We start from the raw sequence: 24,716 nt of genomic DNA, 5'->3' as shown, positions 1-24,716 counted from the left end.
CGAATGCTCCGAATTAGGGGTTCTTGGCTTTGGCAGCAGGGATCTTGAGCACCTGACCGGGCTTGATGAGGTCAGGGTTGGAAAGCTGGTCACGATTGGCTTGGAAGATCTCGTTCCAGTGGTTGGCGCTGCCGTAGAAGTGCTTGGAAATCTTCGACAGCGTGTCGCCCTTGGCGACCGTGTAGGTTTGCTCGGGTGTGGCTGCCGGCGCGGGCGCCGTGCTGGCCGAGCCGGCCTGTACGTTGCCGAAATCGGCCTTGGCTGCGGGGGGCGGCGCAGAGGAGGCGCTGCCGCCCTGCACGTTGGAGAAATCCGGTTTTCCTGGCGGGTTGGCCATCTTCGACTCCTCGGGTTGCTGCAGGAACTGCACATTAGACGCCAAGCCGCTTAACCGGCAATGAGTCCGTCGACGGGCAATCGTTACAAAAGGCTACGCCTCACTGGCGTGCACCGCGCGGATTGGCGGGCAATCCCGGTTCGCTGCTGCGCCAGGGATTGATGTCGAGACCACCGCGCCGCGTATAGCGCGCGTAGACGCTCAGACGGCGCGGCGCGCATTGACGCTGCACGTCGACGAAAATGCGCTCGACGCATTGCTCGTGAAAACCGGCGTGGTCGCGGAAGGACACCAGATAGCGCAGCAGACCCGCGCGATCGATCGCTGCGCCACTGTAACTCAGCTGCACGCTGGCCCAATCGGGCTGGCCGGTGACTGGACAATTGGACTTGAGCAGGTGCGAAACCAGGACCTGACTGACCTCACCTCCGCCGCAGCGCAGATGATGCGGTTGTGGTGGCCCGTAGTCGCGGATGTCCAGTTCCATCGAATCGATGCACTCGCCATCGAGCTCGTTCAACTGCTGCCGCGCAAACGCATCGCTGCCGCGCAGTTCGACCGTCACCGCGGCGCCACACGCGCGGGAGAGATCTTCGACCAATCGCGCCTGCAAGCTGGCCGCATCGTCGAGACGTTCCTGATTGAAGCTGTTGAGGTAGAGCTTGAGCGATTTGGACTCGACCAGTCGCGGCGATGACGCGGGAACACGCAAGGTGGCGATCGCCACCATCGGTTTGCCGCGGCGGTCGAGCCACGACAACTCGTAGGCATTCCACAGATCGACGCCGTGGAACGGCAAGGGGACCGTCTCGACCAGGCCCAGTTCGGCGCGGCCGAGCGCGCGCTCGATCGGGAACAACAGGCCGGGATCGTAATGACGCGGATAGTCGCTGTGCGTGCCCAGCGGGCCGTGATTGTTCGAAGTCATGGTGTGATCGTCGGCCAGACCGGGCCGTCGTGCAATCGCCGCGCGCAAGCTCGCGGCATCAGGCGTTGTGTTCGCCGGCGAGGTACTCCTCGCTCTGCATCTCGATCAGGCGCGATTCGGTGCGCGCGAACTCGGCGCGCAGGCGCGCGCCATCGTAGAGCTCGACGATCGGCGTCGCCGCCGACAGCACGAGGTTGACGCCACGATCGTAGATCTCGTCGACGAATTCGATGAAGCGACGCGCCGCGTCCTCGGTCTGCGGCGTGAACTGCGGAACGTTGGCGACGAAAATCGTGTGGTAGGTGGTGGCGAGCTCGATGTAGTCGGCCACGCCGCGCGGACCTTCGCACAGGGCGGCGAAGTCGAACCAGACCACACCCGCCGCCTCGGCGCGGGTGGCGATTGCGCGATCGTTGACGATCAGATTGAAATCGCGGCGCACCGGCGCGTGGGCAATGCGTTCGAAGGCCTGCGCCAACGCCTGTGCGGCGGCGGCATCGGGTGGCCAGTAGTAGACCGGCGCCTGTTTGAGCGTGCGCAGGCGCCAGTCGGTGGGCGATGCCAGCTCCACCACCGTGCAGTGCTGCTCGATCAGCGCGATCGCCGGCAGGAAGCGTTCGCGCTGCAGGCCATCGTGGTAGAGCTCGGCGGGCGGCGTGTTCGAGGTCGTGACCAGAACCACGCCACGCTCGAACAGGGCGCGCAGCAAATTGCCCAGGATCATCGCATCGCCGATGTCGCCGACCACGAACTCGTCGAGTACGAGAATGCGCAAGTGCGCAGCCAGCTCCTCGGCGACCTCGACCAGCGGATCGCGCCTGCCCTCGAGCGCGCGCAGACGCGCGTGGATGTCCTGCATGAAGCGGTGGAAATGGATGCGCTGCTTGTGCGGCGTGATCAGTGCGTCGAACAGCAATTCGCTGAGGAAGGTCTTGCCGCGACCCACGCGACCCCACAGGTAAAGGCCGCGCAGAGTCTGTGCGTGCGCGCCGCGCAGGCGCGACCACAACGACCTCGAAGTCGGCTGCCCGAGTGCGAGCCAGAGGCGATCGAGCTCGGCCAGCACCGCGTGCTGCGCGGGGTCTTCATGCCAGTGGCCGTCAGCGACGCCGCGGGCATAACGCTCGCTCGGTGCCGTCCCGCGTGCCGGATTCATGCGTGCGGCGGGGCGTGCGGCGCCAGCGCATTGCGCAGCGCGCCGCGCAGGTCGACCAGGCGGCGGTGGAAGAAATGCCCGGTATCGGGGATCGCGATCACGTTCGGGGCTGGCTGCTGCGCGCGCGCCCAGGCCAGCACGGCGGGCGCGTCGACGACTTCGTCGTCTTCGCCCTGCACTACCAGCCACGGGCAGCCCGGTGCCTGGATCTGGCTGAAATCCCAGCGCCCGACCGGCGGTGCGATCAGGATCACCTGTGCCGGCGACAGTCGCGGCGCTGCCCGCAAGGTCACGTAGCTGCCGAAGGAAAACCCCGCCAGCCACAGCGCGTCACCGGGGCGCTGCGCACGCAACCATGCGGCAACGGCAAGCAAATCCTCGGTTTCGCCGATGCCGTCGTCATGCACGCCTTCGCTTTGACCGACACCCCGGAAGTTGAAGCGCACCGTGGCCAGGCCCAGCTCGAGCAGGGCGCGCTCGCAGACCGTGACCACCTTGTTGTGCATGGTGCCGCCATGCAGCGGATGCGGATGCGCGACGATCGCCATGCCACGCCGCGCCTGCGCGGGCTCAGGCAAGGCGCAGGCCATCTCGATTGCGCCGGCGGGGCCGGGCAACAGCAGCGAACCGGTGGCGAAGGCCGGCACGGGCAAGGCGGGAGTCATGCCGGCATCATACCTTGGCCGACCTTGCGGCCCGGGGCGAATACGCCGGCAGCAGCAAGGCGCGCACAAAAAACGCCGCGATGGCGGCGTTCTTGTGGCAAGCGCGCGTCAGCGGATCACTTTGATTGTTCGACCATCCACTTGACCGTGGCGGTGATCTGCTCGGCGCTCAGTGCCGGGTTGCCGCCCTTGGCCGGCATCACGCCGGTTTTGCCGGTGAAGCCCTCGAGCGCGTGCTTGTCGAGCGTCTCCATGCCTTCGGCGATGCGCGGCGCCCACGCCGCCTTGTCGCCGACCTTGGGTGCGCCGGCAATCCCGGTTTCGTGGCAGCTGTGGCAGAGGCTGCCGAAAATCGTCTTGCCATCGGTGGTGCCGCCGTAGGCAACCTGCGAGGCGGCGGCCTTGGCAGCGGCATCGGCCGCGGCCTGCATCGCCGCGCGCCCGGTGTCACCGGCATAGACGCCACCGACCGGCGCCAGACGCTCAGCCACCACCTTCTGCGCATCGGGATTGGGCTCCGACGGAAACTTGTGGTGGATGTAGCGCGCGACCAGGATCAGCACGAAGGCGGTGACGGCGAGGAAGCCGATCAGTTGCGCAAAGCGCTTGAGGAACGCCGAATCGGTCTTGCTTACCGGATTGGACACGAAACCCCCTCCCTCGCAGCGCGTCGCCGTGGTCGGTCGACGCAAAAAGTCCCGCGAGTATAGCGACGCCTCGCAGTACGCGGAAGGCAGGTCCGATCGCCCCGCCCCGACGTTGCCCAGTCGCAGCAGGCCGCTGGGTCATGCGAAACTGGGTCACGATTGCGATCTGCCGGGGGGACGCATGAGACTCTTGCTTGCCGCGCTGCTGCTGGCCATTGGCGCCGGCGCCCACGCCGAACCGCTCAACTACGACTACGCCTATCTCAAGAGCGGCGAGTCTCACAGCAACGGGCGCAGCTTCCGCAACGACACCTTCGGTGCCTACTACGAGATGGGCAAGAACCTGCACGTTTTCGGTTCAGTCGGAGACGGTGGCGCCTATGGCAATCCTGCCTGGAAAGACAGCCGCGCCGTGCGCTTGGGGCTGGGCGGCCACTGGATGGTCGGCAGCGATACGATGTTCGCGATCGAGGCGGCTGCGGTGAGAGCGCGATTCCGGTCGCCGGCCCGCGGCCGGGTCAGCGACACCGGCTGGACCACGATTGCCGAAGTGCGCCACCGTTTCGCCAAGGATTGGGAAGCCATCGCCGCCGCGACCTACACCGACGTGCTCGGCTGGCAAACCCACGAGTTCGTCGTCGGCCCTGTCTGGCACATCAACGACACCTTTGCGGTCGGTGCGTTCTACCGCCAGATGGAAGACAGCAAGGGCTTCGACTTCACGGTGCGGACCTACTACTGAAGTCCGGATGCCGGCGGCGATGCGCGGCAGTCGATTGCCGCGCCCGGCGGGATGGCTCGCATCATCCCGGATGCTCGCCCCTCGCGTGCGCTCGGGGCCGACCCTGCGGTCGTCCAGAATCGTTCCAGACGATTTTGTCGAACCCGCGATCCTTGCCTTCGGAGGCTCCAGGATTGCGATTCCACCGAAATCCGGCGCAACGGTCGGGACTCGGCTGCTGCCGCGCGCAAGAATAGCGTCGCCGGATCGCAGCTCGCGGACTATCGACCGATCTCGCCTTTTCGGTGCCGCTCGCCGGCAATAGGCTTTCCTGCGAGGCATTTCGCAAGTTCGTCGCGGGCCTTGAGGCCATCGTGCCATTCGATTCTGGCGATGGATTTTCCCTGGTAGATCACGTCAAAGTTCCACTTGTCTTCCATGCCGGCGAGCAAGGCGTCCATGCTCGGCACTGCAAACGCAAGCAGTGGCGGTGACTTCGGGCCGGTCTCCAAGTAGATGGCGTTGAGCGTCGCGGGCTTGATGTTGCCCTGCTTCAGGGTGACGAGAACCGGCTTCCCGCTGGCCAACTTGGGAAATGCCGCGGCGGAGTCTTCGCCCAGGGGCGAGAAGGCCAGCAAGGCGCCCCGGTAGTTGCCGCCGGGCCCGAACAGGGTAACGACGATCCCCTCCTTCACCGTGTCTGCCTTGCCGGGTTCGGTCAGTCGCTTGGCGCGCAGGAAGGATGCCGCGCAATACTCGCCCGGGCCGGCTTTCGAGCTGGCCTGCATGAACTCCCACCAGCCGGTGATGACCTTCTCCCGGTATTGCTCCGCCTGCTTCTTGTTCGAGTCGAGGACGTCATGCGCATTGATTTCCTTGCTGTGGGTTTCCATGACGGACGCCAGCACGTCGAAAGACGCACCGTTCACCTGAGCCCACGACAGCAAGGGTGCCATTGCGGCCAGAAATCCCGCCGCCAGAATCACAGTCTTGATCATTGCCTGAGTTCCCTTCGATGTCCTGTTATCGATGCTTCGCATCGGAGCGGATGGGTTTCCAACGCGCGGCGTCGCGATGCCCATCAACGCCTGGGCCTCGTGGCGTCGTCGCACACGAGCCGGATTTCGCGCGACCCCGTTCCCTCGTAGTCACCGCGGACCACGATATCGCTCACCCGCCACTCGCCCTGTGCGTCTTGGCGGGTACTGAATTCGGCGTAGCATTCGGCATAGCCGCCCGGATCCCCGCCGATGACGCCCTGTGCGCCGTAGACGGTGACGCCCTGCTGTTCCCACCAGGCGCTGTAGCGCAGGAAGCGCGCGTCGGCGGCCTGGTTGAAATCATCGGGGTTGCCCATCGTTGCGACCACGTCCCGCTCGGGCCGGCCGCCGAACACAGCCATGAGCTTGGCCTCGTGTTTGTTCATCTTCGAGCCGTCGGGATGCTTGCCCGCGTTCTTGGCCGTCGCCAATTCCGCCTTCATTTCGACCTGGTGGTTCTTGATGCTTTCCAGCAGGTGGGTCTGGATTGCCGCGGTACCGGCTTCCAGTTCGTCCTGCTTCGCCTTCAGTTTCTCCATGGCAGCGCGCTTGTCGGCCTCTGATACTGGCGTGGCCCACCTCCCGGTCGGGTCGGGGCGCTTGCCGTTCGCGACCTTGTCCCACCACAAGTTTTCCCACGCGAAATCCAGATATTCCGACGGCAGGGTTTGGCCGATGACAGCCATGTCGGCAGGCAGGCCCAGTTTGGCGATGCGCTGGCCGAAGCCCTTGAAATCGAAATGCTCACCCTTGATGGCTGCGTGCAGGGCCTTCTCGATCTCGATGTCGTTGCAGGCGATCGTGCCCGCCTTGGAAAGCATCGGCGCGTTTGATGTCTTCCAGTCACTCTCGGGCACCGGCTCGGCTTTCAGATCGGTTCGCCGCAGCAGGTAGCTGCCGGGGCCAATCCGAAACATGACCTCACCGCCCGCGCGGACCGTGTTCTTGTTCTCCGAGAGATCCCGCGTTTGCTTGTCAAAGGTGAATCGGTCAGGACACTCAAACTGCAGTTTCATGTGGACGAACTCGGGCTTCGCGGCATTTTCGTAGACGACCGTGACAGGGATCTCGCGTGTTTCCGTTCCGCTTCCCACCCTGTCCGGCGGTGTGCGGTTGACGATGTAGCGCACGTCGGCGAAATACACCGCGCGGTCATCGGCCGCGCCCTGGTACTGCACAATCAAGCTGAAAGCGTGCCCCTTCGCCGAGAGAGCCAACGCGGCGAGGAGGCAGGACGCGTGCATCCAGGTTGCTTTCATGGTGTCCTCAGCAAGGTCGGTCTGCGTCCGGAGTCAGTCGCACTTGTGCGCTGCGCGCAGCAAGGCGTTGCAGTTGGCCTGGTTGGTCTTGCCTTGGCTCGGCGAGCCTCGGGTGAAGTCGGTGCAAAGGGCGTCCGCGCCGGCAGCGGTCCCGAAACTCACGAGCTTGCCCAGCTTCGAAGGCTCGAAGATCTGGCATTTGTAGGTCTTTCCGTCACCCGTCTTGACGGTGTATTCGGTGCCTTTCATGCCCGCGGAAGAATCCACGTCTTCCTGCTTCGTCACCACGAAGTCGTCGGTTTCCTCGCCGATCGCCATCGAGATCTTTCTCGAGACCTTGCCGTCCACCTGGATCGACCCCGGGGCAGCGGACCTGTCCGCGCCAGAAGAGGTGCCGGCAAGAGGCGTGTCGGCGGTCGCGGCATTGGAAAGACCGCCCAGCAGCAGCATGGAAAGAATGATGGGGGTCGCAGGATCGCGTTTCATTTTCAATCTCCTTGCAATTGGAAGGCATGATTTCGAGAGAGTGACGGTCAGTCGGTCCGGTAACGGAGCCCGCGGTGCAAACGACGTGAGCCCGCACAAGGCGGCGAAGGCGACACGACGGGATTTGCACGCACTAATGCGCGCTTCCAGGGCTCAGCACCGGTAACCACATGAACGCGGCGGCCGCGGCGCTGCCCGCCAGCGTCACCAGCGCGAACAGCCCCAGTGCCGCGGCCATCGCGTAGCGCGGCGCGGCGCGTTGCGATCGTTCCGCTCGCAAGTACAGCTCCAGCACGACGAGCGGCACCGCCCAGCTGGCAAAGCTGACCCCCACGAAGACCATTCCCTGATAGTTGATTTCGATTCCGAGCGGCGTCAGCACCAAGCCCGCGAGCATGATGCCGATACGCAGGAACCAGACGCCGTTGACCAACAGAAAAGTGCGCAGGGCGTGTTGCCGATGGCGTACGAAATCGCGCTGCCAAGCGCTTCGCCAGGCGAGCGCGGCGAAGGCGAGGATCAGCACGCCGTTCATGGTGATCGAGATGTTGCTTCCCGTCCCGAGTTGGGAGCCGCGAATCCAGGTGAGATACAGCCCGGACAATGCGGCGAGCAGCGAGATGCTCATGAACAGGCGGCCGTTCCAGCGATGGATGCGAGGCCAGCGGCGACGCAAGACCGGCACCAGCTGCAATGACCCGGCGAAGGTCACTACCCCGCCCATCAGGGCGTGGGCGATGAAATGGATGTTGCCGAACAGGTCTCCGGGGACATATCCGGTCACATGCGGCTTGTCGTTGAGACCGGCCAGATCGCCGCTGAGACTGTGGCCCCCGAAGGACAACAGGATGAACAAGACGAAAGCCCATTGGCCAAGTGTCGCGGCAACGAGCCAAGCAGCGGCACCCAGTTGCAGGGCGCGCGCAGGGGATGCATTTCGGGACTGGGTCATTCGGGAAATCTTGGGCTGCGAGGGGGCGTGACCATGCCCGTTCTCGCCCCACGCATCCCGCCGTTTCGCGAATCGGCTGGTCGATTCGGCCCATCGGAAACCGTTGTTCAGGCGCAGTTTAATTGCGGCTGGTGGCGGTGCATTCTGGATTGTCCGATATCATCTCGCCGTTGGCGTTTGGGAGATGCATCGATGGACGGTTGGCCCGGCATGATGACCGCATTGGCTGTGACGATTGCGCTGCTGTCGCTGCTGGCCTTGATCCGGCAAAGGACCAAGCGCAATTCCGAGGTTCTGTTCGCGGTGGTCAGCGGATCGCTGGCGCTGTCCTTGATGTCACCCTGGATGGGCAACGCGCCGGAATGGATGAAATGGGCCATTGCTGTCGGGGGTTCGGCGACGTGCAACGGATTCTGGCTGGTATCCAGGGCCCTGTTTCGGGGAGAACAGGGCGTGCGCTTGCAGCACGTCCTGTTGGCGGCAGGCGTCGCGATCCTGATCGCGATCCATCGCGGTACCGCCATGCAGGGGGACGTCTCCCCGTCGGTCTTGACGGTGGCAATCGATGCCCTGCTTGTCCTGACGAGCACATCCTTGCTGGCATTGAGTTTCATCGAGCCCCTGCTTGGATGGTCCTCGAAGTGGCCGCAAGGTGAACGACGTCTGCGCCTGTTGTTCATGGCGGTGTACGGTGGTTCCGTGTTGTCCACCAGTCTTCTTGGCGAACTCGCTCACGCATTTCCCGCGATCGCCCCATGGCGTGCCGGCGCCGTCGCGCTCTGCGCGTCGGTGATGATCGTATTCACCCATCTGGCCTTCCGGCATCGCCGCCAGAATCCCGCACCATCCGATAGCAGCGAACGCCGTGACTCCGCCAGGCAAGTGGCCGCCCCATGCGAAGGCGATGCCCAGCTCGGCGCGCAGCTGCGCCACCACCTGGAGGTCCTGCAGGTTTATCGTGAGCCCGAGCTCAGGGTGGCTGAGCTGGCCGCAAGACTGGAAGTCCCCGAATATCGGCTGAGCAAGTTCATCGCCCGGCAACAGGGCAAGAAGAATTTCAACCAGTTGCTCAATCAGTATCGCATCGCCCATGCCTGCAAGTTGCTGGCGATGCCTTCCGGGGCTGAGAGCATCCTGCGTGTCAGCAGCGAGAGCGGATTTGCTTCGCTGGGTCCATTCAATCGCGCATTCAAATCCATCATGGGATGCACGCCATCTGAGTATCGCGCGGCCAGCCTCAAGGGTGCGCCAGAAACCGAGTATCACGAGCTGTCGGCAAGCTAGTTTGACGGCTGTTCCTGACGGTCCCTTGATCTGACCTGCACCCACGCTCATTTCGGCTCTCCAGCGCATCCACCGCGCGGCAACCGCAAGGGAAGCGCTGTCTGGACTGGATTTCCGGGAAAGCGAATGAGGCGGCAATTATCGAGTCGTGGCCAGAGTGTGGCGCGGCAGCTGTGACCGCTTCATCCCACTTCCCGGCTGCTGCCGGATATCAGCGAGGCGATCCGCACAACCAGCGTGATCGAGACGCCAAATCGGATCACGAGCGGGCACAGGCCGGGGCACGAGATGGGCGCGGGGCTCGATTTTGGAAGACGGCGCGCCCGGCGGGATGGCTCGCATCATCCCTGATGCTCGCCCCTCGCGTGCGCTCGGGGCCGACCCTGCGGTCGTCCAAAATCGTTCCGGACGATTTTGTCGAACCCACGACTGCTATGTGTGCGAGCTCGGGAGAAACTGGCGCGCCCGGCGGGATGGCTCGCATCGTCCCTGATGCTCGCCCCTCGCGTGCACTCGGGGCCGACCTCGCGGTCGTCCAGAATCGTTCCAGACGATTCTGTCGAACCCACGACTGCTATGTGTGCGAGCTCGGGAGAAACTGGCGCGCCCGGCGGGATTCGAACCCACGACCCCTGCCTTCGGAGGGCAGTACTCTATCCAGCTGAGCTACGGGCGCGTTGCGGGAATTGTCGCATGAACCGTCCATGGTGCGGTCTCCAGTCGGCATCCATGCCTCCTCCTCACCGCTTGCTCAGCCTGCCATTCGAGGCAGGCTGAAAGCGCAACCGGTTCGACCAGCTGAGCTACGGGCGCGTTGCGGGAATTGTCGCATGAACCGTCCGTGGTGCGGTCTCCAGTCGGCATCCCTGCCTCAGCGCGGCTTCCGCACGGCTACTCAGCCTCGTGCGCGGCGCGCAGTCGGTACAAGCGCTCGCTGCCATAGCCTTTGGCAAGCGGCAGCGTGCCGAGGTAATCGGCAGCGAACTCGTCGACACCGCGTGCAGCGAGGATCGAGGCCAGTTCGCGGCTGACGTACACCGAACCTGCCGCGGCGACCGGTTCGATGCGTGCCGCGCGAATCACGTGCGATCCAAAGTAGTTGTCGCGTCGGATCAGGGGATCGAAGGCGCGGAACACCGGGCCGGTATGCATGCCGATGCGGATCGCGGTGCCCTGCGGCAAGCCATATGCGGGCCAGTCCTTGGCCGCGATTGCATCGCGCAAGCACAGGGCGAAGCGGGCAGCCGCCGCAACATCATCGAATTCCATGAACAGGCCGTCTCCCCAGGTATTGACGAAGCCCGGCGGCGGTTGGGTGCGCTCGACGATTTCGGCGATGGTGCCGAGGAAGTGCGCCATGAAGGCAGGCGTGTCGTGTTCGGCCAGCCGACTGTAGCCGACCATGTCGGCAAACAGCATGGTCCGCACCTCGCGCCGGGAATTCGCTGCGGGTTCTTCGACTGCACGCTCGCTGGCAGCGTGTACCGGCACGAGCGCGTGGCCGCCGTGTTCGCGCAAACCGGCGAGATCGATGCATTGGGTTTCCAGTCCGAGCGCGCGCCAATCCGCGAGCAGATCGGTGGCGCCGCCGGGACGCCGCTGCGATCGCTCGTCGATCAGCGCGACGAGCAAGGGTTCGGCTTCCAGTTCGCGCGCATGCAGAACCGCGGCGCCATGCACCAGCGCCCCGGCGTAGGCATACAGGGAATCGTCGCCCAGATGGCGCTCGCGCACGCCGTAACCGACGCTGGCGACGCGCGCAAGCGCGCGATCGAAGCGCTCGACCCAGGCCTCACCGGCAAACGCCACGCTGCTGGCAACGAAGTCGTTGCGCTCGAACGGCAGCACCACGTGTACTTCGGCGCCGCGCGCAAGCAGGGCCTCGATGAACAGCAGATCGCCGCCGCATGCAGCCGAACAATGCGCGAAACCGATGTTGCAAGCATCGATGCGTTCGGCCAGCGCCTGTGTGACCGTGCCCTCGAGACTCGCGGGAAAGCGCGCCGGCGAGCGGCCTGGCGCATCGAGCATGTGGCCGGTGAATGCGGCGACGCGCGGGATCGCCAGTGCCGCGTGCACGGCATCCGGGATCGTCAGTTGCTTCGCCAGCAAGCGCATTTGCCGCCGCATGCTGGCGATGTCGCCGATCCGCGGCCGCGCGGCCGCGACGGCAGCGGCATAGTGCGCGGCCGCGGCGTCATCGTCGCCAAGCAGCAGCGCTGCCTCGCCCAGTGTGGCCTCGCGCCAGTGCGGCGCGATGGTCGCGTCGACGCGCGCCACCGCGGCCACGTCGCGCGCGAGTTCGCGGCTGGCTTCCTCCGCGGCACCGGCCAGACGCATCATCGTGGCTGCGTTGATGCCGGGGAACGGATTGTGCGAAGCCGACCAGGCTTCGCGATAACGTGCGATCGCCTCGCGTCCGGCCTCATCGCGACGTGGCCCGGCTGGCAGGCGCGCCCAGCGGTCCTTGGCGACGCGACCGGCGAGCGACAGTGCATCGACCTGGAGTTCGCCTTCCACGCCTTGTCCGAGCACGACATCGATCAATGCCTGTGCCTGACCCAGCGCACCGATCCGCGCCGCCGCCAGTGCGGCGACGTAGCGCAATTCGGCGGTGGCTTCGCCGCGCGCGATGGGTTCGCGCAGCAGCTCGCTGGCGAGAGTCGGATGGCCCAGGCCCAGCGCCGCGCGCGCGAGTCCGAGACGATCGAGACGGGCGCGCTGCGCCGGGTCGGCCTCGGCGGCCTCCCAGGATTCGAGAATCTCGTGCAGGCTCGGCGCGGTCACGCTTTCGGATCGTTGCATTCAACGATGACGCGAGTAGTCTAGCCGCTCCAACCGGGGAAGGGGCAGACCATGGGCAATGGGCTTTTTCGCTGTGTGCTTGCCGCCGTGCTTTTTTGCGTTGCGCTCGATGCGAGTGCGGCGCGTCGCGGCACGCGCATCGATGGTTTCGGCGGCGGCTGGAGCAACCAGCTGGCGATGGGGTCGGCCAGTTGCCCCGGCACGACCGCGGGCAGCAGCGCGGCGGACACCTTGGTCCAGCGTCTGGGCTTCACGTTCTCGGGGCGTGAAAATGCCGTGCATACGACCTTCACCTATTGCCAAACCGCCGACCCGGGAACCCTGACCCAGACCGGCTACACCTATCCCGACGAAGCCGCACTGGCATCCCTGTTCGGCAACGATCCGAATGCGGTGTCCGGCATCCGCTATTCCTTCTTCGACGTGGATCCGTTTTCCGGCAGCTCGCCCACGGGCTTCCAGTGGGCGTTCTTCACCTTCCCCAACGGCGTCACGGTCGCTGCGCTGTACGGTTTCGAATCGGACACGCTCGATGCCACCTCCTACATCAATGGCGTGGCCTCGGTCTGGAGTGGCACCGATGGTTACGACGGCCAGTACTTCTGCTTCCGCCCCAACCAGTACATCGGCGCCTGGAATGGCGACCTCAGTGACACCGGATCGCCCTGCCTGCAAGCCTTGCAGACGCCTGCGGCATCGGGGCAGTTGCAGTTTTCGACGGCGGGCTACAGCGTCGGCGAGGGCGCCGGCAGCGTGACGGTCAGCGTGACCCGCAGCGGCGGCAGCGATGGCGCGGTGGGCGTGAGCTATGCCACCGCCGATGGCACCGCGCTCGCCGGCAGCGACTACACCGCGACCAGCGGTACGCTGGCCTGGGCCGCCGGGGACAGCGCGCCGAAGACCTTCAGCGTGGCAGTTCTGGACGACGGTGACAGCGAGACGAACGAGACTTTCAATGTGGTCTTGTCGGCACCGACCGGCGGCGCGACCATCGGTGCAATCGGCCAGGCGACGGTGACCATCCTCGACAACGACAGCGTTGCCGGCACCGCGATCAGCGCGCCCACCCTCGGCGAGTTCGCACGCTGGACACTGTTGGCTCTGCTGCTTGGCTGTGCGATGTGGAGCCTGCGCCGCAAGGCAATGCACGAAAGGCGATAGCGACTGGCGATTGCCGGCATGCCGGGCGAAGCGCTGCGCTATCGCGCCTTCATCAGTTACAGCCACCGCGACGCCCGGCTTGCGCAGAAGCTGCATCGCCGGCTGGAGACCTTTGCGCTGCCGCGCGCCTTGCGCGGCACGCGTGCAGATGGCAGTCGCATCGATGCGCGCATCGGCGCGATCTTCCGCGACCGCGACGAACTCGCTTCGGCCGGCAGTCTTTCGCACGCGATCGAACAGGCACTCGATGATTCGGCTGCGCTGATCGTCGTTTGCTCGCCCGCGGCAGTCGCCTCGCGCTGGGTCGACGAGGAAATCGCCTACTACCGGCGTCGCCACGCCGATCGCCCGGTGTTCGCCTTTGTCGTTGGCGGCGATCCAGCCATCGACCCGCGCAGCGATCCTGCACGCGCGGCATTTCCTGCCAACCTTGCGCGCGCCGACGTCGATGTGCCCGATGGCCCGCTCGGTGAACCCATCGCGGCCGATGCGCGCGCGCAAGGCGATGGTTTCGCGCAGGCCTTCCTCAAACTCGTCGCCGGGCTGCTCGGCCTGCGCTACGACCAGTTGCGCCAGCGCGAGCAGCGTCGCCGGCAACAGCGTTGGACCTCGGTTGCGGTGCTCGCTTCGATCCTCGCCTTGGTGTTCGCCGCACTCGCCCTGCAGGCGATGCGCGCACGCAACGAAGCACGCGCGGCGCAGGCGCGCGCCGAGCTGGAGCTCACTTCCGAGCGACAGACGCGCGAATTCCTGCTGTCGGTGTTCCGGCTTTCCGATGCCGACGAAGCACGCGGCAACAGCGTCACCGTGCGCGAGATCCTAGATCGTGCGGTGGCGCGCGTGGGCACCAGCGAATTCACGCGCGCCAGCGTGCGTGCGCGCTTTCTCGCCACCATGGGACAAGCCTATGCGAGCCTGGGCCTCACGCATCGCGGCGTGGATCTGCTGCGCGAGTCGATCACCGACGGCCACGGCGACGATCCGGAATTGCAGAACCAACGCATCGACAGTGGCCTTGAGCTGGGCGACCTGCTCTACAGCATGGGCGAGTACGAGCAGGCGCTCGCCGCCCTCGACGCGGCTGCCGGTGCGGGGTCCCTGGGCTGGCGACAACGCGCGCGGCTGGGCAATGTGCGCGGTGACATCTACGCCTACACCGAGCGCGACGCGCAGGCGCAGGCCGCCTACCAATCCGCGCTCGATGCAGTGCCGGCCAGTGCCGCCGCGACGCGCGAAGGCGTGCTCAGCCGTGGCCGCAGCCTCGCGGGGTTTGCCTTGCTCGCCCAGTTTGCGGGCGACTACGCCAAGGCCGTGCAAGCTTACGAGAACGTCGTGGCCCTGCTTGAACCGGTGGTCGGCGCGCGCCAACCCGATGTGATCAACGCGCGCCAGGGGCTCGGCTCGAATGCCTACCTGATGGGCGATCTGGTGCGCGCGCGTGCCGAGTTCGAACAGTGTCTGGGGGCTGCGCGCATGGTCTACGACCCCGGCAGTCCCGTGCTAGCGAGCATCGAGAGCAATCTCGGTCGTCTGCTGCTCGAGACAGGGGACGCGGCGGCGGCCGAGCCGCTGCTGCGCGACGCGCTGGCCAGTGATCGCAAGTACATGAGCGAGTCATTCGACGACCTTGCCTATCCGCTGTTCAACCTCGCCGCCGCGCGCTATGCGCAAGGCGACCGTGCGCAAGCCAGGCAGTTGCTGGAAGAAGCGCTGCCGATCGCCGCCAAGAGTCATCACCGCATGCATGCGCCGATCCTCGCCACCCTGGCCGATCTCGAATGCAGCGGCGGCGACCCTGTACGGGGCGCGCAGCTTGCCGCTGATGCCGTCGCCGTCGCCGCCGAGCACAAGGACATCGCGCCCTGGTACGCGGCGCAGGCCGAACTGACGCAGGCCTATTGCGCAGCGAAAAATGGCACGGGCGTCGCACGCGACGACGTCCCGGCGCTGGTGGACACGCTCGAACACAAGTGGGGCAAGTCCAGCCCGTTCGCGCAGCGCGCACGCGCGCAACTCAAGGTCATCGGCGCCGCCAAGGTGCCCTGAGCAGCACCAACGCCCGAGCGGATGCACAACGCGATCTCGCTGCGTGCTCAGTCCTCGTGGTGATTCCGCGTGCGCCGCGGTTCGATCATCGCGTGCTTGCGCAACAGCGCGCGCAGCTGGTGGTAGCTCAGGCCAAGCAGCGCTGCGGCTTCGGCTTGTCGATAGCGGGCCTGGGTGAGCGCCTGTTCGATCAGCTTGCGTTCGCTGCGCAGGATTTCCTCGCGCAGGTCGCAGGGCAGTTGCGGCGGTTGCGGTGTGGCGGCAGGGCTGGGTGTCGGCGCTGCCGGTGTCGATTCAAGCGGGCGCGGCAGGCGGTAGCTGGAGGCAAACGGATCGAACACGATCTGTTCGACCATCACCTCGGCCGGCGCGCGATACACCGAACGCTCGACGGCATTCTTGAGTTCGCGGATGTTGCCCGGCCAATCGTGCGCGAGCAGGGCCGCGCGCGCCGCGGGCGCAAAGCCCGCAAACAGCTCGCGGCCGAGTTCGCGCGTGATCTCGAGCGCGAAGTGTTCGGCAAGCACCACGATATCCTCGCCGCGCGCACGCAGCGGCGGCACGGTGAGCACGTCGAAGGCGAGCCGGTCGAGCAGGTCGGCGCGGAAGCGTCCCTCGCGCACCGCCGCGGGCAGGTCTTCGTTGGTGGCGCCGATGATGCGCACATCCACGCTCAAGGTCTGGGTGCCGCCGACGCGCTCGAACTGCCCGTATTCGACTGCGCGCAGGATCTTCTCCTGCACGCGCAGCGAGACATTGCCGAGTTCGTCGAGAAACAGGCTGCCGCCATGCGCTTGCTCGAAGCGACCGGGGTGGCGGCGCGTGGCGCCGGTAAAGGCGCCGGCTTCATGACCGAACAGTTCGGTTTCCAGCAAGGACTCGGTGAGCGTGGCGCAGTTGAGCTTGACCAGCGGACCTTGCCAGCGCGCCGAGAGGTAATGCAGGCGTGCGGCGATCAATTCCTTGCCCGTACCGCGCTCGCCGATCACGAGCACGGGCTTGTTGACGACGGCCACGCGCGAGGTTTCTTCGAGCAGGGCGAGGAACGCGGGCGACTGGCCGAGCATCGCCGTGGTGTCGCTTGCGGGGGTGGTGGGCAGTGGAGTCATGGGAATGGGCCAAGGCGCCTGCGTTCGAGGATTCACGTTGAGCGAACACGCTCCAGTTTAGTCAGATTGACTATCAAACGGCGTGCGTGTCCGCGCGGATACTTTGTGCAATTGCGCGCTCTCGAAAAATAGACAGTCAAAACAATGTCTTGCGTTCGCCGCCCGACTTGGCACGTCCCCTGCAAAGATCACCGGGCGAAACCACCGATTCCACGAGGCAAGACCATGGGCATGTTTTCCCGACTCAGTGACATCATCAATTCCAACCTCAATGCGATGCTCGACAAGGCCGAGGATCCGCAGAAGGTCGTGCGCCTGATCATCCAGGAGATGGAAGACACCCTGGTCGAAGTGCGCTCGGCCGCGGCGCGCGCGATCGCCGACCGCAAGGAGCTCGAGCGGCGCAGCGCTGCGGCCGGCCGTGAGGTCGAGGAATGGCAACGGCGCGCCGAACTCGCGGTGAGCAAGGGCCGCGATGATCTGGCCGCGGCGGCGCTGGCCGAAAAGCAGCGCAGCCAGGACGAAGGCAATGCACTCGAACGCCAGCGCAACGAGCTCGACTCGGGTCTGGCCAAGCTCAACGACGACATCGCCGCGCTGCAAGGCAAGCTGGCCGATGCGCGCAGCCGCCAAAAATCACTCGAGCGCCGCCACAACACCGCCGCGCAGCGTCTGGAAGTGCGTCGCCGCGTGCATGACGAGCGCGTCAACAACGCCCTCGGCCGCATGGACTACTACGAGCGTCGCCTCGAACAACTCGAAGGCAAGGTCGAATCCTACGACCTGGGCAAGACCCAGGATCTGCATCGCGAGTTCGCCGATCTCGAAGCCGGTGAGCGCGTGCAGGATGAACTGACCGCGCTCAAGGCGCGCCTCGCGGGGAACAAACCGAACGCAGCGGAGTGACGGCGATGGAGGAGCTCATTCCGCTCATTGCGATCATCTGCATCTTCGTCCTTTGCCCGTGGTTGTTCCTGCACTACGCGACGCGTCGCCGCGAGATGCAAGGTCTGAGCCGCGAAGATGAAAAGATGCTCGAGGACCTGTGGCAGTTGGCCAACCGCATGGAGCGCCGCGTCGAGTCGCTGGAAACCATACTCGATGCCAAGGCGCCGAACTGGAGGGAGAAATCATGAACCGTTTCGACCGCAACCGCGAAGAACGTGGGCGTCTGTACCGCGATACCGAACGTGGCCTGATCCTCGGCGTCTGCGCCGGACTGGCCGATGCCGGCAGCGTTCCGCCCTGGCTCGCGCGACTGGCCGCACTGATCGCGCTGTGCTGGTTCACGCAGGCGACCATCGTGGCCTATGTCGTTGCGGCACTGCTGTTGCCCGAGCGGCCTCTGCGTTACAACGGCCTCGGCGATGAAGCCAGTTTCTGGCGTTCCGGCCGCGGCAGGACCGAGCCATGAGGCGGCGTGAACCCTGGCGCGCGCAGCGCTTCTACCGCGACCCGGCCAACGGCAAGGTGATGGGTGTGTGCGCAGGCATTGCCGACTACTTCGGCTGGAATGTGACTTGGGTGCGCGTGATTGCGATCGTTGCCCTGCTCTGGCTCAACGTCGTGACCTTGATTGCCTATGTCGCGCTGGGCATGCTGTGGCCGGTCAAGCCCGAGCGCCCTTACGACTGGGACACCGGCGAGGAGTACTGGCAAAGCGTGCGCCGTTCGGCCACCGGCACCTTCCGCGAGGTACGTCAGCGCTTTCGCGAACTCGACCAGCGCCTGCAACGGCTGGAAGGCTACGTGACTTCGCGTCACCATGATCTGGACCGCAAGTTCCGCGAGCTGGAGAGTTGAATGAATTACGCGTTTGTTTTCAGCGTCATCGTGGTGATCGTGTTGGCGCGCCTGTATCGCGAACACCTGCGGCTCAAGGCCAGCCAGAGCGAGGGCAGCTCGGCCGCGCAGTCACGCATCGATGCGCTCGAGGAACGCGTGCGCGTGCTCGAGAAGATCGTCACCGATGATGGCTTCGATCTCAAACGCGAGTTCGACAAGTTGTGACCGGCCTGCGGCGATCCCGCCGCGTCAGGCTCAGTCCGCGCGAGGCCGTGTCACCCCGGTCGCTGCCAACTTGCTGTGCCGCATGCCGTAGGCGAAGTAGACGAGCAGGCCCAGACTCACCCACACCAAGAACACCAGCCAGGTGATCGCGGCGAGTTCGCTGAGCAGCCACAACGAAAACACGATGCCGATCAGCGGAATGAACGGCACCCACGGCGTGCGGAATGAACGCGGCAGATCGGGCTTGCGCACGCGCAGCACGATGATCGAGCTGCAGATCACGATGAAGGCGCTGAGCACGCCGATGTTGACGAGCTTGGCGACTTCATCGAGCGGGAACAGGCCGGCAACCAGCGCGGTGAACACGCCCAGCGCAATCGTCGTGCGGTGCGGCGTGCCGTAGCGTGGATGCACGTGGGCGAACCAGCCCGGCAACAGGCCATCGCGCGAGAGCGCAAACCAGATGCGCGACGCGCCGAGCATGAAGGCGAACAGCACGCTGATCAGGCCGAATACCGCGGCCACCGAAATCGTCACCGCGATCCACGGCAAACCCAGGTTCTTGAATGCATCGGCGACCGGTGCATCGGTATGCAAGGTCGAGTAATGCGCAATCCCGGTCAGCACCATCGACACCGCCAGATACATCGCCATCGAAATGCCCAGCGACAGCAGTACCGCGCGCGGCAGATCGCGCTGCGGATTCTTCGATTCCTCGGCAGCGGTCGTCAGCGTGTCGTAGCCGAACACCGCGAAGAACACCACGGCGGCGGCGGTGGCGATGCCCTGGTAGCCGAAATGGGCGAGGCCATCGGCGCCGACCACGCGCTCGGGGATGAAGGGATGCCAGTTCGCAGGATTGACATAGAACACGCCCACGCCGAGCACCAGCAGCACCGCGGCGACCTTGATCGCGACCACGAAGGTGTTGAAACGCGCGCCCCACTCGGTGCGCACGATCAACAGCGCCGCGACTGCGAGCGTGATCAGCGCCGCGATCACGTTGAACACACGGCCTTCGCCCGTGCCGATCGCACCCTGTGCCCAGATCGGCAAGGGCAAGCCGATCAAGCTCAGCGCAGCCTGCACGTACCCCGACCAGCCGATCGCGACCACCGCGACGATGAGCGCATATTCGAGCAGCAGGTCCCAGCCGATCAGCCAGGCCACGCCTTCGCCCAGGGTCGCGTAGCTGTAGGTGTAGGCACTGCCGGTGACCGGGATCAGCCCGGCGAATTCCGCATAGCACAGAGCCGCTGCGGCGCTGGCGATGCCGGCGATGATGAACGAGATCGCCACCGCCGGCCCGGCATTGAGCGCGGCCTGCTGGCCAGCGAGCACGAACACGCCGACACCGATGATGCCGCCGATGCCGATCGCGGTGAGCTGCCACACGCCCAGCACGCGGCGGAAATCACGCCGTGCGCCCGCCTCCGCCTGCAGTTGTTCCACCGACTTGTGACGCAGCATGCGGGCGACGAGACTCATGGGCAGGCTTCCCCGTTACGGAAGCGTCGATCATAGCCGCACAACCCTGCCGCGCGCTGTGCCCTGCAGGCATGCCTTTTGGCCTATTTGCCGATGCAAAAACTCGCGAAGATCTCGCCGAGGAGGTCGTCGCTGGTGAACGCACCGGTGAGTTCGCCGATCGCGTGCTGGGCCTGGCGCAGCTCCTCGGCGGCGAGTTCGCCTTGTTGCGCGGCGAGTGCGCTGGCGGCTTGCGTGCAGGCGAGTTGCGCACGCTGGAGTGCGGCGACGTGGCGCGCGCGGGCGCTGAAGGCGCCTTCGCTGCCTTCGCCGGCATGGGCGTGGCGTTGCAGCTCGGCGGCGAGCAGGTCGATGCCGATTCCGCTGCGTGCCGACAGCCAGACGTGGCTGTTGCCATTGCGCTGCTCGATGCGCGGAGCCTGGGCGCCGAGATCGATCTTGTTGTGCACGATGATGCGGGTGGCGCCGGCGGGCAGTGCGCTGAGCAGGCCGGGATCGACGCTCTCGTCAGGTGGCGCGCACACCAGCAGGGCGAGGTCGGCGCGCGCGAGTTCGGCGCGCGCACGACGCACGCCTTCGCGTTCGACCACATCGTCGGTGTCGCGCAGGCCGGCGGTGTCGGCAAGCGTGAGCGCGATGCCGTTCACCGTCACCGACTCGCGCAGCACGTCGCGGGTGGTGCCGGCGATTTCGGTGACGATCGCGCGTTCGCCCGCAGCGAGCGCATTGAGCAGGCTCGACTTGCCGACGTTGGGCCGACCCACGATCACCACGTGCAGGCCATCGGTGAGGCGAACGCCGCGCTGTGCGGCGGCGAGGAGATCATCGAGCGCGAGGCGCAGCGCCTCCATCTCGGCGCGCAGGGCGGGTGCAGCGAGAAAGTCGATTTCCTCTTCGGGAAAGTCGATCGCCGCCTCGATCCAGGTGCGCACGCGCACCAGCTGCGCGCTGAGCGCTTCGGCGCGCCGCGAGAACTCGCCGTCGAGACTGCGCTGCGCCGCGCGTGCAGCGGTCTGCGAAGTGCTGGCGATGAGGTCGGCCACCGCTTCGGCCTGGGCCAAATCGAGTTTGCCGTTGAGAAATGCGCGTTCGGTGAACTCGCCCGCACGTGCGGGTCGAGCACCCAGCTCGAAGCTGCGTGCGAGCAGTGCACCCAGCAGCAGCGGGTTGCCATGCGCCTGCAACTCCACCACGTGCTCGCCGGTGTAGGAGCGCGGCGCGGCGAAATACAGCAGCAGGCCGCGATCGATGATCGCGCCGTCGCGGTCAGCAAAGCTCGCCCAGTGCGCGTGGCGCTCGCGCGGCACGCGGCCAAGCAGCTGCGCGGCAATGGCCGGTGCGAGTGGCCCGGAGATGCGCACCACGCCGATGCCGGCATGACCGGCGGCGGTGGCGATCGCCGCGATCGTGTCGGCCGCGGCGTTCATGGCATCAGGCAGCCGCCTTCTCGTGCGCCTCGATGCGCCGCGTGATGATCCACTGCTGCAGCACGCCCAAGCCGCCGTTGACGACGTAGTAGAGCACGAGACCGGCGGGGAAGAAGGCGAACAGCACCGAGAAGATCACCGGCATGATCTTCATCATCTTCGCCTGCAGCGGATCCATGCCCGCCATCGGCGTGAGGTATTGGGTGGCGATCATCACCGCGGCATTGAGCACCGGCAGCACGAAGTAGGGATCGGGCGCGCTGAGGTTGTGGATCCAGGCGATGAACGGCGCCTGGCGCAGCTCCACGCTTTCCAGCAGCACCCAGTACAGCGCGAAGAACACCGGAATCTGGATCAGCATCGGCAGGCAGCCGGCGAGCGGATTGACCTTTTCCTTCTGGAACAGCTCCATCTGCGCGGCGGCAAATTTCTGCCGGTCGTCGCCGTAGCGTTCCTTGAGTGCGGCCAGGCGCGGTTGCAGCTTGCGCATGCGCGCGCCCGAGCGGTATTGCGCTTCGCTGAGTTTGAAGAACAGCGCCTTGATCAGCAGCACCAGCAGGATGATCGCAAAACCCCAGTTGCCGGTGAGCTTGTGGAATTGCGTGAGCAGCCAGTGCAGCGGCTCGGCGATCACCTTGAACATGCCGTAGTCGATCGTCAGCGACAGGCCCGGCGCAATCTGGTCGAGCGAGCTTTGCAGCTTGGGGCCGATGTACAGCCGCGCGCTCTCGCTGCGCGACTGACCGGGCGCAACACTGAGCAGCGGCGACATCGCGCGGATCAAGTAGCGCGGACCGTGCGGATTGGCGATCTGCAGCGTGCTGTAGCTGTCGGTTTCGCTGGTGGTGGGAATCCACGCGGCGAAGAAGTAATGCTGCAGCATCGCCGCCCAGCCACCGGCAAAACTCTTGGCCAGCGGTTCCTTGTGAAAACCATCGAACTTGAGCTTCTCGAACTTGTCCTCGGGGCTGTAGATCGCCGCGCCGGCAAAGCTGTAGCGCTCGATGTTGCTGAAACCCTTGATGCCGCTGGTGTCGATCACCGGCGGCACGCGCTGCAACTGGCGATAGGCATTGCCGTTCCAGGCCTGCGTGCCGTGGTTGCTGATCTCCTCGCGCTGCTCGATCACGTAGCTGCCGCGCTTGAACACGAACACCTTGCGCACCGCCAGGCCATCGGGCTGGCTCCAGGTCAGCGGCACTTCGAGCGTGTCGCCGCCGTCGAGCTGGTAGCTCGCCTGCGCGCTCTGGTAGAGCGCCTGATGGTCGGGCGCGACGAGGCTGCTGCCCTGCGCGCTGAGCAGGCCGCTCTGGGCGACAAAGAAGTGGGCGTCGCTGCGGTCGAGCAGGCGCACCGGGTTGGCGAAATCCTTGGGCTGCCTGGGATAGGCGAGCAGATCGGCGACGACGATGTTGCCGCCGCGCGGATCGATCTCCACGCGCAGCACGTCGGTGCTCACCACCACCGGCGCGACCGCGGGCGCGCTGCTCTGATCACTGGCCGGCGCGCTCGAGGGCGTGGCGGTGGTCGGCGGCGTGCCCGCCACCGGCGCGGGTGTGCTGCCGTCGGCGGCGGGCGTCGCCGCGGCGTCGGTTGTGCTGGTGCTGGCGACTGGCGCGGTGGCCGGTGCCGGGCCGTAGTCCTTTTCCCATTCCATCCACAGCAGGTAGCTGATGAACAGCAGGGCGATGAGGAGGAGGTTGCGGGTGCTGGTCATGAAGGTCCGGATACGGCTGGTGGAATGCGGCGGCCGTGCAGACGCTGGTCAGGCTCGCCAGCGGCAAGGAATGAAGCGCGGGTCGGCATGCGGAACGGCTGCGCCGGAAGCGCGCGGATCAGCCGCGCATTGTGCCGGTCGCACCCGGCGCATTCAATGTCGCAATGCGCTGCCAGAGCTGGTCGAGTTCGGCATGCAAGCTCGCGTTGTCAGCCTGCGCGGCGCTCGGATTGGCGATCAGGAGGATGTCGCGCGCGCCGAGCAGGTGGCGATGGCGGCGAAAGCTGTCGCGGGCGATGCGCTTGATGCGGTTGCGCTCGACCGCGAGTTTCGACACGCGACGTGACACGGCCAGCCCGAGACGGGCACCGGAACCGCTGGCAGGCTTGCATTGGGCGGTGTAGCAGCGGCCGGACAGGCGTCGGCTGCCGCTGCGCAGGGCCGCGAAGTCAGCGGCCGAAAGCAGTCGCGCCGAACGCGGAAAGCGGGCCGGCGCGTTCACTCCGCGCCGCGGTTCAGACCGCGAGGCGCTTGCGGCCCTTGGCGCGGCGCGCGTTGATGACCTTGCGGCCACCGCGGGTCTTCATGCGGGCACGGAAACCGTGGTCGCGGACGCGCTTGAGATTGCTGGGCTGATAGGTGCGCTTGGTGGCCATGGTCGTGGCATGTGAGGCAAAAAAGGGCACAAATCATAGGCTTCCAGCAGGCACGAGTCAAGATCGAACCGCTTCCAATGACCCCTGCGCCTGAAGCCGGTCGTGCTCGGGTCATGCCTGGCGGATGCTCGCGTCCCTCGATACCGACCCGCTTGGTACGCTCGCGGATCTGCCTGCCCTTTTCGAAGGCAATTCGTCGCTCGGGTTTTCCGTGCCGTCGGGTTCCGCCCAGCGGGAGCGGGTGGCGCGTGCGCTCGTCCGCGATTTGTTTGCCGTTGCAGGAGGGCCGGAAGGCCCGACCAATCGGCATAGAGCAATCGTGCGTTCTGGTAGGAGGGCCGGAAGGCCCGACCCACGTTTCATCACTGCGCGGTGCCCGGTCGCGGCTTCCGCCGCTCCTACACCAAGCCGGTGCATGGCAATGACACCGCTGCTTTCGTAGGAGGGCCGGAAGGCCCGACCAATCGGCATAGAGCAATCGTGCGTTCTGGTAGGAGGGCCGGAAGGCCCGAACCACGTTTCATCACCGCGCTGCGCCCGGTCGCGGCTGCCGCCGCTCCCACACCGCTCATGGGCGACGTGTGCGATCGTCCACGATTCGTTTGCCGTTGTAGGAGGGCCGGAAGGCCCGACACACGTTTCATCATTCCGTTGCACCCGGTCGCGGCTTCCGCCGCTCCTACACAGCTCATGGGCGGCGCGTGCGCTCGTCCACGATTCGTTTGCCGTTGTAGGAGGGCCGGAAGGCCCGAACCACGTTTCATCACCGCGTTGCACCCGGTCGCGGCTGCCGCCGCTCCTGCACCATCACGATGCATGGCA

Annotated in this window: 25 protein-coding genes and 1 tRNA gene; 9 read left to right on the top strand and 17 right to left on the bottom strand. The window is 65.9% G+C overall.

Annotation, left to right across the window (positions count from 1 at the left end):
• Nucleotides 1-13: 13 nt before the first annotated feature.
• The 5 genes from KF759_RS12860 to KF759_RS12840 all read right to left on the bottom strand — a co-directional run bounded on the left by KF759_RS12860 (nucleotide 14) and on the right by KF759_RS12840 (nucleotide 3,733).
• Nucleotides 14-337, bottom strand: coding sequence for a LysM peptidoglycan-binding domain-containing protein (locus tag KF759_RS12860; RefSeq protein ID WP_291226148.1), 324 nt, complete (start codon nucleotides 335-337; stop codon nucleotides 14-16).
• Nucleotides 338-437: 100 nt separating this feature from the next.
• Nucleotides 438-1,265: an NADPH-dependent 7-cyano-7-deazaguanine reductase QueF gene (gene queF, locus KF759_RS12855; protein ID WP_291226146.1), complete on the bottom strand. Its 828-nt coding sequence runs from the start codon at nucleotides 1,263-1,265 to the stop codon at nucleotides 438-440.
• Between the two features lie 58 nt (nucleotides 1,266-1,323).
• Complete coding sequence (zapE, locus tag KF759_RS12850; protein ID WP_291226144.1) at nucleotides 1,324-2,421, bottom strand: cell division protein ZapE; 1,098 nt, start codon at nucleotides 2,419-2,421, stop codon at nucleotides 1,324-1,326.
• Nucleotides 2,418-3,086, bottom strand: coding sequence for an alpha/beta hydrolase (locus tag KF759_RS12845; RefSeq protein WP_291226143.1), 669 nt, complete (start codon nucleotides 3,084-3,086; stop codon nucleotides 2,418-2,420). Before KF759_RS12845 ends, zapE begins: the two co-directional genes overlap by 4 nt.
• 116 nt (nucleotides 3,087-3,202) lie before the next feature.
• The gene (locus KF759_RS12840) at nucleotides 3,203-3,733 is read right to left on the bottom strand and encodes a c-type cytochrome (RefSeq protein WP_291226141.1); all 531 of its coding nucleotides are present in this window, start codon (nucleotides 3,731-3,733) and stop codon (nucleotides 3,203-3,205) included.
• A 181-nt stretch (nucleotides 3,734-3,914) separates the two neighbouring features.
• Here KF759_RS12840 and KF759_RS12835 point away from each other — a divergent pair, with 181 nt between their 5' ends.
• A complete protein-coding gene (locus KF759_RS12835; RefSeq protein ID WP_291226140.1) occupies nucleotides 3,915-4,475 on the top strand; it encodes a hypothetical protein in 561 nt (186 codons plus the stop codon).
• Between the two features lie 260 nt (nucleotides 4,476-4,735).
• On the opposite strand, the gene KF759_RS12830 is transcribed toward KF759_RS12835, so the two are convergent.
• From KF759_RS12830 to KF759_RS12815, 4 genes are all read right to left on the bottom strand, one after another.
• On the bottom strand, nucleotides 4,736-5,452 hold the full coding sequence (locus KF759_RS12830) for a hypothetical protein (RefSeq protein ID WP_291226138.1): 717 nt from the start codon (nucleotides 5,450-5,452) through the stop codon (nucleotides 4,736-4,738).
• A gap of 83 nt (nucleotides 5,453-5,535) precedes the next feature.
• Nucleotides 5,536-6,753 (bottom strand): hypothetical protein, encoded by a 1,218-nt coding sequence (locus tag KF759_RS12825; protein ID WP_291226135.1) that lies wholly within the window; start codon nucleotides 6,751-6,753, stop codon nucleotides 5,536-5,538.
• 33 nt (nucleotides 6,754-6,786) lie between these two features.
• Entirely contained in the window at nucleotides 6,787-7,239 is a 453-nt protein-coding gene (locus KF759_RS12820) for a hypothetical protein (RefSeq protein WP_291226134.1), read from the bottom strand.
• A 133-nt stretch (nucleotides 7,240-7,372) separates the two neighbouring features.
• Nucleotides 7,373-8,095 carry a DUF2306 domain-containing protein gene (locus KF759_RS12815; RefSeq protein WP_291226133.1) on the bottom strand — a complete coding sequence of 241 codons (723 nt, stop codon included), beginning with the start codon at nucleotides 8,093-8,095 and terminating at the stop codon, nucleotides 7,373-7,375.
• Nucleotides 8,096-8,149: 54 nt separating this feature from the next.
• On the opposite strand from KF759_RS12815, the gene KF759_RS12810 reads away from it, so the two are divergent.
• The gene (locus KF759_RS12810) at nucleotides 8,150-9,475 is read left to right on the top strand and encodes a helix-turn-helix transcriptional regulator (RefSeq protein ID WP_291226131.1); all 1,326 of its coding nucleotides are present in this window, start codon (nucleotides 8,150-8,152) and stop codon (nucleotides 9,473-9,475) included.
• Between the two features lie 599 nt (nucleotides 9,476-10,074).
• Here KF759_RS12810 and KF759_RS12805 read toward each other — a convergent pair.
• Both KF759_RS12805 and KF759_RS12800 read right to left on the bottom strand, forming a co-directional pair.
• Nucleotides 10,075-10,151: transfer RNA gene (locus KF759_RS12805), tRNA-Arg, on the bottom strand.
• A gap of 215 nt (nucleotides 10,152-10,366) precedes the next feature.
• The gene (locus tag KF759_RS12800; protein WP_291226129.1) at nucleotides 10,367-12,280 is read right to left on the bottom strand and encodes a TRAFs-binding domain-containing protein; all 1,914 of its coding nucleotides are present in this window, start codon (nucleotides 12,278-12,280) and stop codon (nucleotides 10,367-10,369) included.
• 51 nt (nucleotides 12,281-12,331) lie between these two features.
• Here KF759_RS12800 and KF759_RS12795 point away from each other — a divergent pair, with 51 nt between their 5' ends.
• Nucleotides 12,332-13,441: a Calx-beta domain-containing protein gene (locus KF759_RS12795; RefSeq protein ID WP_291226127.1), complete on the top strand. Its 1,110-nt coding sequence runs from the start codon at nucleotides 12,332-12,334 to the stop codon at nucleotides 13,439-13,441.
• A gap of 18 nt (nucleotides 13,442-13,459) precedes the next feature.
• Nucleotides 13,460-15,487: a toll/interleukin-1 receptor domain-containing protein gene (locus KF759_RS12790; RefSeq protein ID WP_291226125.1), complete on the top strand. Its 2,028-nt coding sequence runs from the start codon at nucleotides 13,460-13,462 to the stop codon at nucleotides 15,485-15,487.
• 47 nt (nucleotides 15,488-15,534) lie between these two features.
• On the opposite strand, the gene pspF is transcribed toward KF759_RS12790, so the two are convergent.
• Nucleotides 15,535-16,596: a phage shock protein operon transcriptional activator gene (pspF, locus tag KF759_RS12785; protein ID WP_291226123.1), complete on the bottom strand. Its 1,062-nt coding sequence runs from the start codon at nucleotides 16,594-16,596 to the stop codon at nucleotides 15,535-15,537.
• A gap of 225 nt (nucleotides 16,597-16,821) precedes the next feature.
• Between pspF and pspA the strand changes: the two genes are divergently transcribed.
• The 5 genes from pspA to KF759_RS12760 are packed head-to-tail and all read left to right on the top strand — an operon-like array spanning nucleotide 16,822 to nucleotide 18,606.
• Nucleotides 16,822-17,502, top strand: a complete 681-nt coding sequence (gene pspA / locus KF759_RS12780; RefSeq protein WP_291226121.1) for a phage shock protein PspA — start codon at nucleotides 16,822-16,824, stop codon at nucleotides 17,500-17,502.
• 5 nt (nucleotides 17,503-17,507) lie between these two features.
• Nucleotides 17,508-17,732, top strand: coding sequence for an envelope stress response membrane protein PspB (gene pspB, locus KF759_RS12775; protein WP_291226119.1), 225 nt, complete (start codon nucleotides 17,508-17,510; stop codon nucleotides 17,730-17,732).
• On the top strand, nucleotides 17,729-18,010 hold the full coding sequence (locus KF759_RS12770; RefSeq protein ID WP_291226117.1) for a PspC domain-containing protein: 282 nt from the start codon (nucleotides 17,729-17,731) through the stop codon (nucleotides 18,008-18,010). Before pspB ends, KF759_RS12770 begins: the two co-directional genes overlap by 4 nt.
• Complete coding sequence (gene pspC / locus KF759_RS12765) at nucleotides 18,007-18,399, top strand: envelope stress response membrane protein PspC (RefSeq protein ID WP_291226115.1); 393 nt, start codon at nucleotides 18,007-18,009, stop codon at nucleotides 18,397-18,399. Before KF759_RS12770 ends, pspC begins: the two co-directional genes overlap by 4 nt.
• The gene (locus KF759_RS12760; protein ID WP_291226113.1) at nucleotides 18,400-18,606 is read left to right on the top strand and encodes a hypothetical protein; all 207 of its coding nucleotides are present in this window, start codon (nucleotides 18,400-18,402) and stop codon (nucleotides 18,604-18,606) included.
• Between the two features lie 30 nt (nucleotides 18,607-18,636).
• Here the strand turns inward: KF759_RS12760 and KF759_RS12755 are convergent, their stop codons facing one another.
• From KF759_RS12755 to rpmH, 5 genes are all read right to left on the bottom strand, one after another.
• Nucleotides 18,637-20,094 (bottom strand): amino acid permease, encoded by a 1,458-nt coding sequence (locus tag KF759_RS12755; protein ID WP_291226111.1) that lies wholly within the window; start codon nucleotides 20,092-20,094, stop codon nucleotides 18,637-18,639.
• Nucleotides 20,095-20,177: 83 nt separating this feature from the next.
• Nucleotides 20,178-21,521, bottom strand: coding sequence for a tRNA uridine-5-carboxymethylaminomethyl(34) synthesis GTPase MnmE (mnmE, locus tag KF759_RS12750; protein WP_291226109.1), 1,344 nt, complete (start codon nucleotides 21,519-21,521; stop codon nucleotides 20,178-20,180).
• A 4-nt stretch (nucleotides 21,522-21,525) separates the two neighbouring features.
• A complete protein-coding gene (gene yidC, locus KF759_RS12745; protein WP_291226107.1) occupies nucleotides 21,526-23,238 on the bottom strand; it encodes a membrane protein insertase YidC in 1,713 nt (570 codons plus the stop codon).
• Between the two features lie 118 nt (nucleotides 23,239-23,356).
• Nucleotides 23,357-23,740: a ribonuclease P protein component gene (gene rnpA / locus KF759_RS12740; protein WP_291226105.1), complete on the bottom strand. Its 384-nt coding sequence runs from the start codon at nucleotides 23,738-23,740 to the stop codon at nucleotides 23,357-23,359.
• Between the two features lie 13 nt (nucleotides 23,741-23,753).
• The gene (rpmH, locus tag KF759_RS12735) at nucleotides 23,754-23,894 is read right to left on the bottom strand and encodes a 50S ribosomal protein L34 (RefSeq protein ID WP_131993844.1); all 141 of its coding nucleotides are present in this window, start codon (nucleotides 23,892-23,894) and stop codon (nucleotides 23,754-23,756) included.
• Between the last annotated feature and the right edge of the window lie 822 nt (nucleotides 23,895-24,716).

The sequence above is a fragment of the Dokdonella sp. genome (genome assembly GCF_019634815.1).
Taxonomy (GTDB): Bacteria; Pseudomonadota; Gammaproteobacteria; order Xanthomonadales; family Rhodanobacteraceae; genus Dokdonella_A.
Note: the sequence above shows the minus strand (reverse complement) of the source record. Positions and strands in the feature narration are given on the sequence as shown.

Bases quoted from the DNA above. Each gene is read 5' to 3' on its own strand.
- KF759_RS12770 (WP_291226117.1), top strand. From the start codon at position 17,729: ATGAACCGTTTCGACCGCAACCGCGAAGAACGTGGGCGTCTGTACCGC.
- rpmH (WP_131993844.1), bottom strand. From the start codon at position 23,894: ATGGCCACCAAGCGCACCTATCAGCCCAGCAATCTCAAGCGCGTCCGC.
- pspC (WP_291226115.1), top strand. From the start codon at position 18,007: ATGAGGCGGCGTGAACCCTGGCGCGCGCAGCGCTTCTACCGCGACCCG.
- KF759_RS12790 (WP_291226125.1), top strand. From the start codon at position 13,460: ATGCCGGGCGAAGCGCTGCGCTATCGCGCCTTCATCAGTTACAGCCAC.
- mnmE (WP_291226109.1), bottom strand. From the start codon at position 21,521: ATGAACGCCGCGGCCGACACGATCGCGGCGATCGCCACCGCCGCCGGT.
- KF759_RS12755 (WP_291226111.1), bottom strand. From the start codon at position 20,094: ATGAGTCTCGTCGCCCGCATGCTGCGTCACAAGTCGGTGGAACAACTG.
- KF759_RS12830 (WP_291226138.1), bottom strand. From the start codon at position 5,452: ATGATCAAGACTGTGATTCTGGCGGCGGGATTTCTGGCCGCAATGGCA.
- pspB (WP_291226119.1), top strand. From the start codon at position 17,508: ATGGAGGAGCTCATTCCGCTCATTGCGATCATCTGCATCTTCGTCCTT.
- zapE (WP_291226144.1), bottom strand. From the start codon at position 2,421: ATGAATCCGGCACGCGGGACGGCACCGAGCGAGCGTTATGCCCGCGGC.
- KF759_RS12760 (WP_291226113.1), top strand. From the start codon at position 18,400: ATGAATTACGCGTTTGTTTTCAGCGTCATCGTGGTGATCGTGTTGGCG.
- KF759_RS12835 (WP_291226140.1), top strand. From the start codon at position 3,915: ATGAGACTCTTGCTTGCCGCGCTGCTGCTGGCCATTGGCGCCGGCGCC.
- KF759_RS12795 (WP_291226127.1), top strand. From the start codon at position 12,332: ATGGGCAATGGGCTTTTTCGCTGTGTGCTTGCCGCCGTGCTTTTTTGC.
- KF759_RS12860 (WP_291226148.1), bottom strand. From the start codon at position 337: ATGGCCAACCCGCCAGGAAAACCGGATTTCTCCAACGTGCAGGGCGGC.
- pspF (WP_291226123.1), bottom strand. From the start codon at position 16,596: ATGACTCCACTGCCCACCACCCCCGCAAGCGACACCACGGCGATGCTC.
- yidC (WP_291226107.1), bottom strand. From the start codon at position 23,238: ATGACCAGCACCCGCAACCTCCTCCTCATCGCCCTGCTGTTCATCAGC.
- queF (WP_291226146.1), bottom strand. From the start codon at position 1,265: ATGACTTCGAACAATCACGGCCCGCTGGGCACGCACAGCGACTATCCG.
- KF759_RS12820 (WP_291226134.1), bottom strand. From the start codon at position 7,239: ATGAAACGCGATCCTGCGACCCCCATCATTCTTTCCATGCTGCTGCTG.
- KF759_RS12825 (WP_291226135.1), bottom strand. From the start codon at position 6,753: ATGAAAGCAACCTGGATGCACGCGTCCTGCCTCCTCGCCGCGTTGGCT.
- pspA (WP_291226121.1), top strand. From the start codon at position 16,822: ATGGGCATGTTTTCCCGACTCAGTGACATCATCAATTCCAACCTCAAT.
- KF759_RS12845 (WP_291226143.1), bottom strand. From the start codon at position 3,086: ATGACTCCCGCCTTGCCCGTGCCGGCCTTCGCCACCGGTTCGCTGCTG.
- KF759_RS12800 (WP_291226129.1), bottom strand. From the start codon at position 12,280: ATGCAACGATCCGAAAGCGTGACCGCGCCGAGCCTGCACGAGATTCTC.